The sequence below is a fragment of the Cellulomonas sp. WB94 genome, from assembly GCF_003115775.1.
GTDB lineage: Bacteria > Actinomycetota > Actinomycetes > Actinomycetales > Cellulomonadaceae > Cellulomonas_A.
The window spans coordinates 207,425-223,100 of record NZ_QEES01000001.1 but is presented as its reverse complement, the minus strand read 5'-3'; the positions used below and the strand labels follow the sequence as shown (position 1 = coordinate 223,100).

Annotated in this window: 17 protein-coding genes and 1 tRNA gene; 12 read left to right on the top strand and 6 right to left on the bottom strand. The window is 71.5% G+C overall.

The window, feature by feature from the left end; genetic code table 11:
- Positions 1–53 precede the first annotated feature (53 nt).
- From DDP54_RS01035 to DDP54_RS00985, 11 genes are all read left to right on the top strand, one after another.
- Positions 54–869, top strand: a complete 816-nt coding sequence (locus DDP54_RS01035; protein ID WP_109130199.1) for an AAA family ATPase — start codon at positions 54–56, stop codon at positions 867–869.
- Positions 853–1,752 (top strand): ScpA family protein, encoded by a 900-nt coding sequence (locus DDP54_RS01030; protein ID WP_109130171.1) that lies wholly within the window; start codon positions 853–855, stop codon positions 1,750–1,752. The genes DDP54_RS01035 and DDP54_RS01030 overlap by 17 nt, the downstream gene beginning before the upstream one ends.
- On the top strand, positions 1,749–2,450 hold the full coding sequence (gene scpB, locus DDP54_RS01025) for an SMC-Scp complex subunit ScpB (RefSeq protein ID WP_109130170.1): 702 nt from the start codon (positions 1,749–1,751) through the stop codon (positions 2,448–2,450). The genes DDP54_RS01030 and scpB overlap by 4 nt, the downstream gene beginning before the upstream one ends.
- The gene (locus DDP54_RS01020; RefSeq protein ID WP_109130169.1) at positions 2,447–3,367 is read left to right on the top strand and encodes a pseudouridine synthase; all 921 of its coding nucleotides are present in this window, start codon (positions 2,447–2,449) and stop codon (positions 3,365–3,367) included. Before scpB ends, DDP54_RS01020 begins: the two co-directional genes overlap by 4 nt.
- The gene (locus tag DDP54_RS01015; RefSeq protein ID WP_109130168.1) at positions 3,364–4,479 is read left to right on the top strand and encodes a prephenate dehydrogenase; all 1,116 of its coding nucleotides are present in this window, start codon (positions 3,364–3,366) and stop codon (positions 4,477–4,479) included. The genes DDP54_RS01020 and DDP54_RS01015 overlap by 4 nt, the downstream gene beginning before the upstream one ends.
- Positions 4,476–5,225: a (d)CMP kinase gene (gene cmk / locus DDP54_RS01010; protein WP_242448139.1), complete on the top strand. Its 750-nt coding sequence runs from the start codon at positions 4,476–4,478 to the stop codon at positions 5,223–5,225. The genes DDP54_RS01015 and cmk overlap by 4 nt, the downstream gene beginning before the upstream one ends.
- Positions 5,222–5,947, top strand: coding sequence for a lysophospholipid acyltransferase family protein (locus DDP54_RS01005; protein ID WP_197711270.1), 726 nt, complete (start codon positions 5,222–5,224; stop codon positions 5,945–5,947). The genes cmk and DDP54_RS01005 overlap by 4 nt, the downstream gene beginning before the upstream one ends.
- Before the next feature lie 65 nt (positions 5,948–6,012).
- Positions 6,013–7,560 carry a ribosome biogenesis GTPase Der gene (der, locus tag DDP54_RS01000; protein WP_109130166.1) on the top strand — a complete coding sequence of 516 codons (1,548 nt, stop codon included), beginning with the start codon at positions 6,013–6,015 and terminating at the stop codon, positions 7,558–7,560.
- A 113-nt stretch (positions 7,561–7,673) separates the two neighbouring features.
- Positions 7,674–7,747: transfer RNA gene (locus DDP54_RS00995), tRNA-Pro, on the top strand.
- A gap of 305 nt (positions 7,748–8,052) precedes the next feature.
- Positions 8,053–8,721 (top strand): hypothetical protein, encoded by a 669-nt coding sequence (locus DDP54_RS00990; protein ID WP_109130165.1) that lies wholly within the window; start codon positions 8,053–8,055, stop codon positions 8,719–8,721.
- Positions 8,690–10,237, top strand: coding sequence for a hypothetical protein (locus DDP54_RS00985; protein WP_109130164.1), 1,548 nt, complete (start codon positions 8,690–8,692; stop codon positions 10,235–10,237). Before DDP54_RS00990 ends, DDP54_RS00985 begins: the two co-directional genes overlap by 32 nt.
- A 253-nt stretch (positions 10,238–10,490) precedes the next feature.
- On the opposite strand, the gene DDP54_RS00980 is transcribed toward DDP54_RS00985, so the two are convergent.
- Positions 10,491–11,537, bottom strand: a complete 1,047-nt coding sequence (locus DDP54_RS00980) for a hypothetical protein (RefSeq protein WP_146192328.1) — start codon at positions 11,535–11,537, stop codon at positions 10,491–10,493.
- A 249-nt stretch (positions 11,538–11,786) separates the two neighbouring features.
- Between DDP54_RS00980 and DDP54_RS00975 the strand changes: the two genes are divergently transcribed.
- Positions 11,787–12,038, top strand: coding sequence for a hypothetical protein (locus DDP54_RS00975; RefSeq protein WP_109130197.1), 252 nt, complete (start codon positions 11,787–11,789; stop codon positions 12,036–12,038).
- 7 nt (positions 12,039–12,045) lie between these two features.
- Here DDP54_RS00975 and DDP54_RS00970 read toward each other — a convergent pair whose 3' ends face one another.
- Genes DDP54_RS00970 through DDP54_RS00950 form a run of 5 tightly spaced genes read right to left on the bottom strand, consistent with a single transcriptional unit; the run spans position 12,046 to position 15,581 of the window.
- The gene (locus DDP54_RS00970; protein WP_109130162.1) at positions 12,046–12,363 is read right to left on the bottom strand and encodes a helix-turn-helix domain-containing protein; all 318 of its coding nucleotides are present in this window, start codon (positions 12,361–12,363) and stop codon (positions 12,046–12,048) included.
- A 41-nt stretch (positions 12,364–12,404) separates the two neighbouring features.
- Complete coding sequence (locus DDP54_RS00965; RefSeq protein ID WP_158274427.1) at positions 12,405–13,262, bottom strand: bifunctional DNA primase/polymerase; 858 nt, start codon at positions 13,260–13,262, stop codon at positions 12,405–12,407.
- Positions 13,259–13,828, bottom strand: coding sequence for a hypothetical protein (locus DDP54_RS00960; protein WP_109130160.1), 570 nt, complete (start codon positions 13,826–13,828; stop codon positions 13,259–13,261). The genes DDP54_RS00965 and DDP54_RS00960 overlap by 4 nt, the downstream gene beginning before the upstream one ends.
- Positions 13,825–15,210, bottom strand: coding sequence for a hypothetical protein (locus DDP54_RS00955; protein ID WP_109130159.1), 1,386 nt, complete (start codon positions 15,208–15,210; stop codon positions 13,825–13,827). The genes DDP54_RS00960 and DDP54_RS00955 overlap by 4 nt, the downstream gene beginning before the upstream one ends.
- Positions 15,201–15,581 (bottom strand): hypothetical protein, encoded by a 381-nt coding sequence (locus DDP54_RS00950; RefSeq protein WP_109130158.1) that lies wholly within the window; start codon positions 15,579–15,581, stop codon positions 15,201–15,203. Before DDP54_RS00950 ends, DDP54_RS00955 begins: the two co-directional genes overlap by 10 nt.
- Positions 15,582–15,676 lie beyond the last annotated feature (95 nt).

Sequence of the window (15,676 nt, the reverse complement as noted above, 5' to 3'; positions counted from 1 at the left end):
GCGTGACAACCGAGGAGACGATCGAGACGCCGCTGGACCCGGTCGGCCGACCCATGCCGGAGTTCGCCATCCCGTCGCTGCTCGCCAACCACGGACCTGCGCGCGTCATCGCGATGTGCAACCAGAAGGGTGGCGTCGGCAAGACGACGACGACCATCAACCTCGCGGCTGCCCTCGCCGAGTACGGCCGTCGCGTCCTCATCGTCGACTTCGACCCGCAGGGTGCCGCGTCGGTCGGTCTCGGGATCAGCCCGCACGAGCTCGAGCGCACCGTCTACAACCTCCTCATGGAGCGCACGGCCGTCCTCAGCGAGCTCATCCGGCCGACGGCGGTCCCCGGTCTCGACCTGCTCCCGTCGAACATCGACCTGTCGGCGGCCGAGGTCCAGCTCGTCGGCGAGGTCGCCCGTGAGTCGGTCCTCGCCCGTGTGCTCCGGCCCGCGCTCGACGACTACGACGTGGTGCTCATCGACTGTCAGCCGTCGCTCGGGCTCCTCACCGTGAACGCCCTGACCGCCGCGCACGGCGTGCTGATCCCGCTCGAGTGCGAGTTCTTCGCGCTGCGCGGGGTCGCGCTGCTCATCGAGACCATCGAGAAGGTCCGCGACCGGCTGAACCCGCGACTCGAGGTCGACGGCATCCTCGCGACGATGTACGACCCGCGCACGCTCCATGCGCGCGAGGTCGTGGCGCGGCTCAACGAGGCGTTCGGCAGCACGCTGCTGCACACGATGATCGGCCGCACGGTGAAGTTCCCCGACTCGTCGGTCGCCGCCGAGCCCATCACCACGTACGCACCGACCCACCCCGGTGCGATCGCCTACCGCCAGCTCGCGCGTGAGCTCGTCGCCCGTGGCGACGCCGCCTAGCCCCGTTGCGGAGGCGCCCGGGACGGCGAGCTTCGAGGTCCACCTCACCAACTTCTCCGGACCGTTCGACCTTCTGCTCGGGCTGATCTCGAAGCACAAGCTCGACATCACGGAGATCGCGCTCGCGACCGTGACGGACGAGTTCATCGCGTACATCCGGCTCGCTGAGCGCACCGGGGCCGACGGCGGGCAGTCGTGGGACCTCGGCCAGGTGAGCGAGTTCCTCGTCGTCGCCGCGACGCTCCTCGACCTCAAGGCGGCTCGGCTGCTGCCGTCCGGCGACGTCGAGGACGAGGAGGACCTCGAGTTCCTCGAGGCCCGCGACCTGCTGTTCGCCCGGCTGCTCCAGTACCGCGCGTACAAGGACGTCGCCGCTGACCTCGGCGAACGGCTCGCGTCGGAGGCCCGGAGGTTCCCCCGGACCGTCACCCTCGAGCCGCACCTCGCGGCCCTGCTCCCCGAGCTCGTGTGGCAGATCGGTCCGCAGGAGCTCGCGGTGCTGGCGGCCAAGGCGCTCGCGCCGCGCGCGCTGCCCCCCGGCGTCGACCTCAGCCACGTGTACGCACCGACGGTCTCGGTGCGCGAGCAGGCGGCCGTGCTCGTCGACCGTCTGCGCCACGGTGGCGCCTCGTCGTTCCGGGCCCTGACCGCCGATGCCGGGTCGACGCTCGTCATCGTCGTGCGGTTCCTCGCGCTGCTCGAGCTGTTCCGCGAGGGGGCTGTCGGGTTCGACCAGGTGAGCCCGCTGGGGGAGCTGACGGTGCGGTGGACCGGGTCCGACGAGGGCGACATCGTCGTGTCGGACGACTTCGACGCACCACCCGACGCTCTTGACACCACCGACGCCCCCGGTGGGCCCGACCCGCAGGAGCCGACAGCATGACCGAGACCAACCCCGACGGCCGGCCCGACGACGCGTCGCCCGACGACCAGGACACCACAGTCGACCGCGAGACGTCGCCGACTCCCGACCCCGCGGCCGACGAGCTCGCGTTCGACGTCGACGACCTGCCCGGCGGGGCGCTCGCCGCGCTCGAGGCGGTGCTGATGGTCGCTGACGAGCCGATCCCCGCGGTGCGGCTCGCGTCCGTCCTCGCGCTGCCGACGAGCAGGGTCGAGGCGCTGCTCGCCGAGCTGGCGGCCGAGTACCGCGGCGCGGACGGCGGGCGGGTCCGCGGCTTCGAGCTCCGCCTCGCCGGCGCCGGCTGGCGCATCTACTCGGCGCCGACGTACGCGGACGTCGTCGGGCGCTTCGTGCTCGAGGGGCAGACGGCCCGGCTGACCCAGGCGGCGCTCGAGACGCTCGCGGTGATCGCCTACCGCCAACCGGTCACGCGCGGGCAGGTCTCGGGCGTCCGCGGGGTCAACGTGGACGGCGTCGTGCGGACGTTGACGGCGCGGGGGCTCGTCACCGAGGTGGGCGCGGATCCCTCGACTGGTGCCCTGCTGTACGAGACCACGGGATACTTCTTGGAACGGATGGGGCTGGCGAGTCTCGACGAGATGCCGCCGCTCGCGCCCTACCTGCCCGATATCGACACGCTCGAAGGCGTGGACACCGCAAGCGGAGAGACACGATGAGTGCTGCAGACGAACGACGTGACGGCCGGACCGGCCAGCTCCGCGGGGAGTCCCCCCGAACCGGCAGCAACCGAGCTTCGGCCCGCCCCGCCCGCGAGGGAGTGCCGCACGTCGCCCGCCCCGGCGCCGGCAGGCCGCCGAGGACGACCCGCCCCGCCGCTCCTGCCGCGCCGCAGCGCGACGTCCACGTGCCCGACGGCGTGCGGCTGCAGAAGGTCCTCGCCACTGCTGGGCTCGGCTCGCGCCGCGGCTGCGAGATCCTCATCGAGGCCGGCCGCGTGACCGTCGACGGCGCGCTCGTCCGTGAGCTCGGTGTGCGGGTCGACCCTCAGCGCGCGGTCATCCACGTGGACGGCATGCGGATCCAGCTCGACACCTCGCTCATCACCATCGCCTTGAACAAGCCGCTGGGTGTCGTCTCGACGATGCACGACCCCGAGGGTCGCCCGTCGCTCGCGCAGTTCGTCGCGAACCGTTCCGAGCGGCTGTTCCACGTCGGCCGGCTCGACGCCGAGACCGAGGGGCTGCTGCTGCTGACGAACGACGGCGAGCTCGCGAACCGCCTCGCGCACCCGTCGCACGCCGTCCCCAAGACCTACCTCGCGCACCTCGACGGCCGCGTGCCGGGGTCGATCGCGAACCGGCTGCTCAAGGGGGTCCAGCTCGAGGACGGGCTGGCGAAGGTCGACGACTTCCGGGTCGTGGACCTGAGCCCGCAGGCGAGCCTCGTCGAGATCGTGCTGCACGAGGGCCGCAACCGCATCGTGCGCCGGATCTTCGACGAGCTGGGGTTCCCGGTCGAGCGGCTCGTGCGCACGCAGATCGGTCCCATCAAGCTCGGCGACCTGCGCACGGGCCACACGCGCGTGCTCGGCCAGGTCGAGCTCGGGACGCTCATGGCACGGGTGGGCATGTGAACTCAACGGTCGCCACGCGCGGCCCGGTGCGCGTGGTCGGCACCGGCCTGCTCGGTGCGTCCGTGGGGCTCGGACTGACCACGCGCGGCGTCGAGGTCGTCCTCCACGACCCGTCGCGGACGGCCCTCGCACTCGCTCGTGAGGTCGGGGCGGGCCGACCTGCCGCTCCCGACGACGCCCCGCCGACCCTGGTCGTGGTGGCCGCACCCCCCGACGTCACGGCCGACGTGGTCATCGCGGAGCTCGCCGCGCACCCCGGCGCTGTCGTGACCGACGTCGCGAGCGTCAAGGGCACGGTGCTGGCCGAGCTCCGCGCCGCGGGCGCCGACCTGACGCGCTACGTGGGCTCGCACCCCATGGCGGGCCGTGAACGCACCGGTCCGTCGGCGGCCCTGCCCGACCTGTTCGTCGGGCGACCGTGGGTCGTCGTCAACTCCGGGTCCTCGTCGCCCGAGGCGCTGCTCGCGGTCCGCGCGCTCGCGGTCGACCTTGGAGCGCAGCCGGTGGCCATGTCCGCCGCCGACCACGACGCCGCGGTCGCGGTGGTCTCCCACGTCCCGCAGGTCGTCGCGAGCCTCGTGGCCGCACAGCTGCGCGACGCGTCCGACGATGCCCTGGGCCTGGCGGGCCAGGGCCTGCGCGACGTGACGCGGATCGCGTCGAGCGACCCCGCCCTGTGGACCTCGATCCTCGCGGCGAACGCCGGTGCCGTCCGCGACGTCCTCGTCGGGCTGCGCGGCGACCTCGACGGCGTCATCGCTGCGCTCGGCCTCGCGGACGCGGCCACCGGGCCGGAGACGGTCGAGGGCGGTGCGCTGTCGACCATCGCGCAGACGATCGCCCGCGGCAACGCCGGTGTCGCGCGCATCCCCGGCAAGCACGGCGGGGCGCCGCGTGCCTACGAGGTCGTCACGGTCCTGGTCCCGGACTCGCCCGGCGAGCTGGCCCGGCTCCTGGCGGACGTCGGCCACGCGGGCGTGAACCTCGAAGACCTCCAGCTCGAGCACGCGGCCGGCCGGCCGGTCGGCATGGCGAACATCTCGGTCCTGCCGGGCCGGTCCGAGCACCTCGAGGCGGAGCTCACGGCCCGCGGATGGAGCCTTGTCAGTTGAGCGCGCAGACCACAGGCGTGACCGCCCGGCACCGGCGCCCGCAGGCGCTCGTGATAGCGATCGACGGGCCGTCGGGATCGGGCAAGTCGAGCGTCTCGCGCGAGGTCGCGGCGCGGCTCGGCCTCGCCTACCTGGACACGGGCGCGATGTACCGCGCCGCGACCTGGTGGTGCCTGCATGAGGGCGTGTCGTTGACCGACACTGCGGCGGTCGCGGCGCTGGTGCGAGCTATGCCGCTCGAGATGGGTGTCGACCCCGCTGCGCCGAGCGTGCGCGTCGACGGGGTCGACATCGACGCCGCGATCCGCGAGACCGCGATCTCGTCGGCCGTCAGCGCCGTCGCGACGAACCTCGACGTCCGCGCCGAGCTCGGTCGGCTCCAGCGCGAGGCCATCGCGGCCGAGCGGTTGCCGTCGTCGTTCTCGGGCGGTCGTGGCGTCGTCGCCGAGGGGCGGGACATCACGACGGTGATCGCCCCCGACGCGGACGTGCGCATCCTGCTCACCGCGAGCGAGGAGGCGCGCCTCGCCCGGCGCGCCCTCGACGTGCACGGGACCGACGACGCGGCCGCCGTGCGCGCCACGCGCGACCAGGTGCTGCGACGTGATGCCGACGACTCGACGGTGGCGGCGTTCCATGTCGCGTCCGACGGCGTCGCGACCGTCGACTCGTCCGACCTCGACTTCGAGCAGACCGTGCAGGCCGTGCTCGACGTGGTCACCGAGATGACTGGACGGCGCTCGTGAGACGGCGCGCAGCAGCGTCTGCGACCCCCGGCGCCTCGGCGTCCACCGAGCCCTCGGCACTGTCCGAGCGTGGAGCGCGGTGGGGACGGCGGATCGGCCGGTTCCTCGCATTCGGCGTGTGGCACGCCCGGGTCATCGGCGCCGACCACGTGCCGACGTCGGGCCCGGTCCTGTTCGCCGCCAACCACACGGGCGTCGTCGACGGACCGATGCTCGCTGGTGCGACGCCCCGGCCGGTGCACGTCCTCGTCAAGCAGGAGGCGTTCGTCGGGGTCGCGGGCTGGTTCCTGACATCCCTCGGTCAGATCCCCGTCGACCGCGAGGGTGGCCGGACCGCGCTGACGGCCGCTCTGGGCGTGCTGCGCCGCGGCGGGGTCGTGGGGATCTTCCCGGAGGGCAACCGGGGACGTGGCGACGCCTCGAGCGCGCAGGCCGGCATCGCGTGGCTCGCGCTGAACGGGGGAGCGCCCGTCGTCCCTGTGGCGGTGCTCGGCACCCGACGCACGGGGGAGTCCGTGGGACACGTCCCCGGGTTCCGCCGGCGTCTCGTCATCGAGTTCGGTGAGCCGCTGACGCTCGTGCGTGCGCCCGGGACCTCGGGTCGGGTCGCCCTGAGCGAGGCCAACGAGGCGATCCGGGTCGCGCTCTCCGGCCTCGTCTCCGGGGCCGCTGCACGCGCCGGGCTCCCGCTGCCGACGGACGACCCGAACGCTGCCGAGTAGCCTGCCGGCGGGCGTTGCCGGACCCGCATTCGTCGTCCGGCACCTGCCCGGGGGAGAATGCTCCCATGAGCGAGACCGACCCGACTCCGGGCCAGCACCACGACGCAGTCCTGACCGAACCCCTCGATGCCCCCGCAGCTGCGGAGGTCACCCTCGACCCCGCCGTCGACGCGGACCTTGACGCGAAGCGCGAGGACGCACTGCGGGCGGGCCTCGCGGAGTACGAGCTCGAGGACGAGGACCTCGCTCTCCTCGGCGGCGAGCTCTCGGACGGTGAAGGTGGCGGCCCCGCAGCACCCCTCCCGGTGCTCGCAGTCATCGGGCGCCCGAACGTCGGCAAGTCGACCCTGGTCAACCGGATCCTCGGCCGCCGCGAGGCGGTCGTCGAGGACAAGCCGGGTGTCACCCGCGACCGCGTCAGCTACCCGGCCGAGTGGGCCGGCCGGAACTTCATGGTCGTCGACACCGGCGGCTGGGAGACCGGTGTGGCCGGCATGGAGGCCCGCGTCGCCGAGCAGGCCGAGATCGCGATCTCGCTGGCCGACGCGATCCTGTTCGTCGTCGACGCGACCGTCGGTCCGACGGGCACCGACGAGCGCGTCGTGAAGCTGCTGCGCAAGGCAGGCAAGCCCGTCGTGCTCTGCGCCAACAAGGTCGACGGCCCCCGCGTCGAGGCCTCCGCGGCCGAGCTCTGGAGCCTCGGCCTCGGCGAGCCCCACCCCGTCTCCGCGCTGCACGGGCGTGGCACCGGTGACCTGCTCGACGCTGCCATGGCGGCGCTGCCGACCGTGTCCGCGCACGGCGTCGCGATCCCCGAAGGCGGACCGCGACGCGTGGCGCTCGTCGGGCGCCCCAACGTCGGCAAGTCGTCCCTGCTCAACAAGGTGCTCGGCAGCGAGCGCGTCGTCGTCGACTCCGTCGCCGGGACCACCCGCGACCCCGTCGACGAGGTCGTCGAGCTCAAGGGCAAGACCTGGGTGTTCGTCGACACCGCCGGCATCCGGCGGCGCGTGCACCAGACATCCGGCGCCGACTTCTACGCCTCGCTGCGCACCCAGGCGGCGATCGAGAAGGCCGAGGTCGCCGTCGTCCTCCTCGACGCGAGCGTCAAGATCACCGAGCAGGACACGCGCGTCATCACGCAGGTCATCGAGGCCGGCCGCGCGCTCGTCATCGCCTACAACAAGTGGGACCTCATGGACGAGGACCGTCGCCCGTTCCTCGAGCGCGAGATCGAGAAGGACCTCGTCCAGGTGCAGTGGGCGCCCCGCGTCAACTTCTCCGCCCGCACCGGCTGGCACACCGACAAGCTCGTCCCCGCACTCGAGCGCTCGCTCGCGTCCTGGGACCTGCGCATCTCGACCGGCAAGCTCAACGCGTTCCTCGGTGAGCTCGTCGCGGCACACCCCCACCCGCTGCGGGGCGGCAAGCAGCCGCGCATCCTGTTCGCGACGCAGGCGTCCACGCGCCCGCCGCGGTTCGTCGTCTTCTCGACCGGGTTCCTCGAGGCCGGCTACCGGCGGTTCATCGAACGTCGCCTGCGCGAGACGTTCGGGTTCGAGGGCACCCCGATCTCGATCTCCGTTCGGGTGCGGGAGAAGCGGAAGCGGTGACGGCTCAGTGATGGTGCCGGGCGTTCGAGCCTGAGGTTTCGGACGCCCGGCGCCCGCTGACCGGGGAGTCGGCAGACGTGCGATAGAGTTTGCGAGGTTCGTTCGCGGACCGACGGGCTGTGGCGCAGCTTGGTAGCGCACTTGACTGGGGGTCAAGGGGTCGCAGGTTCAAATCCTGTCAGCCCGACAGTGTTTGTGCAGGTCAGGGTCTTGCTGGGGGTACTCCGGCAGGGCCCTGATCGCATGTCTGGGGGGTCTTGGACCCTATCTTGGACCCTATCCGGGTGTGGACGGGGGCGGCTGGGGGCGGGTTCAGGTGGCCCGGACGCCCCTCTCACCGGTCGGTCGCGGACGCCACTGGACCGTGGTCGTGGGCCTGTCCACGGCTCAGCCACCGGCCCGATGACGCCCGCGGCGTCCAGCAAGGGTGCCGTCCCCGCTGCGGGCAGCGATTCTGCATCTGGCCAAGATCTGCTCTGGGAGAGTTGAGGCATGACTCGTGATGAGAGCGACGACGGGGACGCTCACGAACCCGCGATCGCCGAACCAGACGCCGGCGCACCCCGCCCGGAGCTGTGGGCGGTGCCCGACGAGTTCGCCGAAGGCGCCGCGCGCTGGTTCAACCGCGTTGCGAAGAGTTGGTCGGTGGAGCTGCACCCGATGCTCGGCAAGATCGGGCACGAGAAGGCGACCGACCTGCCGTCCGAAGAAGACCTCGCCGTCGCGGATCTGGGTCTGTCTACGTCGCTGTTCCGGCCAATTCACGTGCAGGTCGCCACGACGGTCGACCTGGACGAGGTCCTCACGTTCGACGTGCCTGCCACACTCGCTCGGCTGTTCGAGATGGCCGACGATTGGGGTGGTCAGTTGATGCGCGGCATGCTCAGCCACATCAGCGACGTGAGCGACCAGTACGGGCAGACGGTAGATGCGAGCGGGCGCGAATTCGGCGAGGTCCTCATCGAGTCGCTCGAGCGACTCGAGATCGGTTTCGACGAGAACGACGACCCGGTCATGCCCACGCTCGTGCTGCACCCGGACCTGCTGGTTAAGTTGCAGGAGAAATCGCTGACGCCCGAGCAGGAGCACCGGATGGTCGAGATTCTCGAGCGCAAGCGAGAGGAGCACCGTGCTTCGCAACGTCGTCCAGACCTTCCTTGAGACGCTGACCGAGCGGGAGTTCGACGCGCCTCTCCTCGCGATCCTGTCGGCTCGCGGCTTCACCGACATCCACTTCCTCCACGGGTCGTTCGAGTTCGGGAAGGATGTCATCGCGAAGAAGGTGGACTTGGACGGAGTTCAACGGCAGTACGCGATCCAGTCCAAGGGCGGTGACCTGGGTGCCGCGGAATGGCGTGCTGTGCGGCCCCAGCTAGAGGAGTGCGGGTACAACGACATCGCACACCCTGGCTTCGACGTGTCGCTGCCGCGTGCGGTCGTGCTGGTGACGACCGGGCGCCTCAAAGGGTCCGCTTCGTCGGACGCGCAGCAGTTCGGAATGCGGCAGAAGCGCCTCGGCGTCGACGTCTTCGAGGTCTGGGACCGGGACAAGCTCGTGGGCTGGATGAGCGACGACCCGTCCGTGGGTCTCGCCGGCGCGGCAGTGTCCGGTGGTCTTCTGGATCTCGTCCTCGCGATCCAACGGCATACGGTCAGCGAGCCTGCGCTGGAACGCCACACTCGTATATGGGCGACGGCCGACGACTCCGAGACGGCTCGAACCGCCTGTCTGGAGACCGCAGTGCTTTGCGCTGCGCTACGTGAAGCCCACCGGTTCGACCTCGCGGCGCTTCTCGCACTGCACCTGCTCCGCGCAGCTTGGCGTCCCTCAAGCAACGTCCCCGACGACACGGTCTCGACCGTCGCACTGGAACTCTTTGAGACCTACGTGGTCGAACTCCTGACCCAGGTTGAGCCACTCCTCGGCGACCCTCACGATCTGGTCCGGCCCGCTGTCGACCTGATGGCGATTGTCACGTACCCGGCGATGGCCTGTCGCCTGACCGAGCTCATCGGTCTTGTCGCGCTTTCGACCGCGGACCCCGCGACACGCGTGCGCGCAGAGCACGCGGTCGAGATCCTGTGCCGGTCGCACCCTGGGGCGCGGCGCCCGCCGTCAGACCACTTCGCCGTCTCACTTATACCGGCTGCAGTGGTGCTGCGCCGTGCCGACCCGGCGGGTGCGCGCGAGTACCTGCGCGCATTGGCGCAATGGGTCATTGACCGGCACGACGTCAAGCTCTCCGGACTCGGGCTGGGCAGTCTCGAAGAAGACAGCGAGGACGCGGCCGCCCGGCTTCTAGGTGGCTCGCTCACCTTCGACGGGCCCGAGCGGCGCTACGCCAGCTACCTGGCCACGGTTGTGCTGGACCTGCTGCTGGCGTTCGGCGAGCAGGAGCTCTACTCCGCTGTGCTCGACAACATCGACGCGCTGCGTGTCGTCCCCACGATCGTCGCCGCAGACGAAGCACGCGCGCGCTGGTGTCGTGGCGGCCCGGGGACGGTTCCGCACCCGCGCGTCGACTACGCGCGTCCTGGCGAGGCCGCGCCAGCACATCACGCACGCGTCTCGGGCGCCGACCCGGTGGCGGCGCTGCTGCTCACGGCAACCGCCCGCAGTCGGCACGAGTACGCGGCAATCGCCCAGCTCGCCAACGAGTCGTGGGCGGCGCGGTAGCTCGGCGACATCGCAATCTGCCGCGCTGGCCGTACCAGAACTGCCTTATCTCAGCGCGACGCCTCGCCGAGACCGGCATGCGAGTGCTCGCGCCTCGCAGCGTCGCGATCATGAGTCAGTCTGATGCGAGCCAGGAGCAGGTTGTCGCCCTGCTCGTGGTCACAACGGCTCACGTCCTGCTGACTGCCCGTGCCGCCATTCTCGACGTCGCAGCGACGAGGCAACGTTGAGGGCATCGCCCCGGGGTCCGTGCTCACTCGGGCTGTCCAAACGTCCCGTCTGCGAGCAGGATGCGGTCGGGCTGGACCGTGCTGCCGATGCCGAAGACCCGCCATCCGCGCTCGGGCCGGTAGGTGAGTGTCACGAACATCCAAGGTCCGCCGGTGGCGAAGAGCCCGTCAACACTCACGGTCTTGCCCTGCAGGTGAACATCGCCCGACAACTTCACGCGCGCGATGTACGGGGCCGGATAGGCCACCATCGAGGTCGGTTGGAAGTCAAAGGTGTCCCTGCGGAGGTCCTCCCAGTTGACGTCAGACCAGCCCGGCGCTTCCGGGGCGAGGAACCCGTCGAAGTTGCTCAGATCGGCTCGGTCTGCCGCCCGCAGCCCCGCCAGGAACCACATCGTCACCCGCAGGGGGTTCTCGAGGGACTCGCTTCCGAGCTGCAGCATCTGCTGGGAATCGTTGGTCTCGATCCACCGACCCGCGCCGCCTCGGCGAAGCAGCCCGTTCTCGTCGCGCACCCACCACCTGTCAAACCGGTCTCTGAACGAGACCGACGCCCGTGGATTCCAGGTGTCGTCGTGCGCACGAAGTGGCGTCGATAGATCGAACGTGAGCTCGCGACGCGGGGGTAACACCGCAATTGGTGCGGGCGCGGATAGGGGGCCGAGCGGAACGGCGTGCACGCCGACAATGACGGAGACGTGGGCGTCGAAGGCGGGTTCGTCGCTCTCGTTAGCGACGTGCAAGGTTGCGAGGCGTCGATAGTGGCTGGCGCCTACGACAGGCTCGTACGTCTCGGTCACCCATGCTGAGACGAGGCGGGTGCCGGAGTCCCGGCCTCTCCGCCAGCTGCTGAGGGCGAGCCATAGCGCGATGACCGTCGCACCCAGGGTGCCTATCGCCGTAAGGGTGTCCCAGACGGTCGACGCGGGGTCCAACGTCGCCGTCAAGCGGAGTGAGGTCGCGCCGATACCACCGAGCACGGCGAGCAGCGCTAGTGCGACGAGGGTCGCAGCGGGCTTTGCGAACCGCCTCAACCGATGCCACGGGATACCCGGCGGACGCTGGTTCATGCCCACAACCTAGATGCGTCAGCGGCGGACCGGGCGCTCATCCGTGACCATGAGTGAGCGACGGTGGCTGAGCTGCCGGAGGGGCAGCTCGGGTGGCGTGGGTGCGACGCGGGCGAACGACCCGGCGAATGCCCCGACGACAGCCCTCGGAGCAAGGCGCGGACCCCAGCCTCATCCCAACGCCGAGTACTATCGAACACATGTTCGAGTCGACGGAAGGGGCTGGGCTCGGTGGTTGAGCGTCGCGATGTGGCGAACCGGGACATGCCGAAGAGCGTGCCGGTGCGGCCGATGGGGGAGATCCCGGTCATCGCGCGCGTGTCCTGGGTGGGTGGCGGGGAGGAGTGGCGGGCGGCGAAGGCGGTGCGCTGGACGAGCACGCACGTGATGGTGATGTGGCGCGACGACCCGAAAGTGTCCACCTCGGAGCGCTACGAATGGCTACGCGCGATGGACGTGGTGCGGACGGTCACGTGGTTCGTGCCGCCCGGGCAGGCGTGAGCCCGCGCTACCCCGCGTTGTCGTGCGCAGCAGTGGTGTCGCCGGCAAGGGCGCGTTGGCGATCGACGTACTCGCGCAGCGCGTCGACCGGTACCTTGCGCAGTCGTCCGACGTGGATGGCGTGGATCTCGCCCGCGGAGATGAGCTCGTAGAGCATGGTGCGGCCGATGTCGAGGCGCTCGGCGGCGTCCTCGACGGACAGCAGGATGCGGTCGTCGGTGCGGACGGTGACGTTCAGCGTGCGGGGTCGGGGTGCGGTACCGGGTCCTGTGGCGTCGGGTCGCCTGCGGCGCGGAACCAGTCGCAGGGTTTGGGTGGTGTCCATGGTGGCCTCCAGGCTCGTGGGAAACGCGTGGGTGCTCGTGGCTAGCGGGTGAGGGATGCGGTCGACGGGGCGGCAGCTGCGCGGTGTGGCCGGGGAGTCTGAGCGGTCGTGCGGAGGGCGCTCAGGACGGTGCGGGCGGCTTCGCGTTCGGTCAGCCCTGCGCTGACAGCTGCTGCGAGGAGGGGCTCGAAGTCGGCGGCTTCGGCCTCGGCGGCGCGACATGCGGCCCAGAACAGGGCGTTGTCGCGGTTCCCTTCGGGCTGCTTGGCGACGTGCGCGGCGAGGGCAGGCATCGGGTCGACGCCGTCGCGAGCCCAGCCGCTCCTGACTGGGCGCGGTCGCTCGGCTGGCGGGTCGAGGAGGGCGGTCATGGCTGCCCAGTCGACGGGCCGGCCCGGGCCCGGCCGGGTGCGGAGCAGCTCGTAGCGGCGCGAGTACTGCTTGGTCTGCCCGAGTGACGGTGGCAGGAGCACATATCCGCCGGTCGACCGGAAGTCGACGTGCTGGCCGCGCAGGCTGCCGTTGCGCTGTTCGGTGCCCGGGAAGTACAGGTGAAGTCCGCCGGAGGGTGTGTGGATCATGCGGGTCCATCCGTCGGTAAGTCCGGCGGCCTCGGCACGGTAGTAGGCGGCCCAGCCGGCGCCGTCGGGCCGGACGTCGACGTCCAGGACGTCGAAGCCGGGCGCGCCGGTCGGAGTGGCGATGTTCGCCAGCGGGGTGGCCGTCCACCAGCGACGCACCTGGTCGAGATCCGTGCTCGCGTCGTGGAACCCATTGGTGGTCAGTGGTGCCTTGCCGCCGACCACGCACGGGAACACGGGTGTGCCCGCCGCCGCGAAGGCGAGGGCGCGGTCCAGCAGGCCGCGCGGCGCCGACGTGCTGGCGGGGATCTGTGTCACCACGGGCCTCCTTCGGTCCCAGGGCCGGTCATGATGTGGGGAGCACTGGCCGTGCGCACAGATCCTGGGGCCGGCGATGGCGGGCGGGTGCCGAGGTCGGCGGCGACGTGGTCGGCGAAGGCGCGCGCGTAGTCAGTCGGGGCCGGTTCAGCGGCCCACTCTGGCGGTGCGTCGGGGCGGTGCTCGCCGGCACGGCATCCGGTTCTCGATGCCCAGAGCTGCAGGCGACCGCGGGAGCTGGCGAAGGTCTGGTGCCACTCGGCCGGCCCCTGCGCCGCTCCGGCGGAGTCGAAGCAGACGCGGTGCGCCGTGCGCAACGCTGTCAGCTCTTCGACCAGGTGGCCGTGCGCGAACCAGCAGGGCGGCACGTCGCGGTGGTCGAGGGAGTACCGGCGGGCGAGCCACCGAACCCACGCATCCAGATCGCTCCAGGCGGCGGCTGCCGTCGCCTCGTTCAGACGTGCCCATGCCACCGGTCGCGGCACGCCGGCCAGGATGCGCTCAACCAGCGCGTCGGCAGCGGACTCTTCATCGGGTTCGCGGCCGGGGAGGTCCGTCGGCGTCATGCGCCGATGGCCTGGCCCGCTCGGCCGGCCGGGTCGAGCTCGGCGGTCAGGGCCGCGCGGGCCGGGGTGTCGGGGCGCAACGCCCTCTGCCGGCGGATGAGGGCGTCGCGAAGGAGAACGCTCGCGTCGTGACGCGGGCGCTCGGCGACCATGCCTGGGGCACCGTCGTGCGCTGCGGCGGTGGCACGGCGTGCGATCGCTGTCGCCGTCTCCATTGACACCTGGAACGGCACCAGGTCGGCGGTGTGGGCTGGTCGCCACGGGTAGGGCGCGTCGTCGGACCGGTCGTGAACTGCGACGCCGTGCTCGCGGGTCACTTGGGCGGTTGCCTCCTGCAATGCGAAGGTGACACCGGCGAGGGCGCCCGCGTAGCCGAGCACGGCCGGCATGACTGCGCGCGACTGGGTCGGTCGCGTCGCGACGGCCTGCAGGCGCGGCAGGGCGGCCGCCCCCAGCTCGCGTCCCTGGGCGAGGACGAGCATGGAGCCGGGGACGAGGCTGGCCAGGTTCGCACGCTCGGAGGTGACAGCGCGGGCGAGAACGTCCGCGTGCTCCGACAGCGTGGTCGCCATCGCGGGGTCGCTTGAGCCTGCCGCGTTCAGTGCTGCAGCCGCAGCGCGGCTGGTCTGGGCGAGCACCCGAGTCACCGCAAGCACGTCGGTGATCGAGGCGTCGCCACGCGCGAGCAATCGGCCCATGTTCACCACCGCGGCCGGGACAGCTTCCAGTGCGCCGACAGGGACGACGCCTCGTCCGGGGCGGGGCGGCATCCATGCCCGGCCCTCGGCCAAGTTGGGGTCGCCGGCGAGCCTCGCGACCTCGCGGGCCTCGACGGCAAGGGCGGCGGCTGCCCGTCGCGCCTTGCCGCCACTGCGCCCGGCAGCGCCCGTCTGGGTGAGCAGATCGGATCGGGTCACGGCGAGGACCTCGGCCACGGCGGCGACGTTGCCCAGCACCGCCCATCGCTGCGCGCTGGTCAGGTGCCGGGCCTGTGTGCGGATGCCCTGGGTCGCTATCGCGGCCGCGACGACCAGGCCCTTCCACACGGCGGTCGAGTCGGTGGCGCGTGCGGGCTTGGTCGGGTGCCCGTCCCACCGTGCCGAGGGTGGCACGGCAGGCGGCGTCGACGGGTCAAAGCGAGGCAGCGTCGCCAGGCCGAGGCGCAGCACGTGGACTGGTCGCCGGGCGAGGTCCGAGACGTCGACGATCTGCAGGGGGTGGGCTGGAAGTCCGGTCACCGCTTGGGTCATCTCGCCGAGAATCACGGCGAGGTCGTCCTGCAGCAGGCCGACGGACGCGGCGTCGCCCTGGGCCGGGGTCGCGAGGGCGAGGGCCGCGAACCGGGTCGCGAGATCCAGGTGGCCGGTGCTGATCAGTCCCATGGCGAGCCGTCGCAGGTCGCATCCTCCGCCAGCATGCGCGAGGCGACTTGAAGGTGGCGCAATGCCATAGCCGTCGGCAGAGCCGACGATGCCGGTAGCTTGGGGTCGACGATGGCCGACCGCAGCGCGCGCCGGGCCATCACGGCCACGACGTCGGCGCCGAACACGCTCGGGACGACGGGCTCAACCAGCCATGAGGGTGAGCCGGCGTCGTCCAGGGCCTCCCACGCAGCGCAGATCTCGAGCGCGGCGTCCGAGCCTGGCTCGCAGTGCTCGAGGGCGATCGCGAGGAGACCACGGGCGACGTCGAGCGTGTTCAGCGGTGTGGGTGCGGGTTCCGGGTCGGTGCTCGGTTGGGGCGGGTGCGTCATGTCGTCATCCCTGTCGTCAGCGTCAACGAGGGGAGGTGCGCAAGTGCGCACTCCGGTAGGTGGTGCCGGGCTGGTTGCGAAATTGCCGGCAGCCG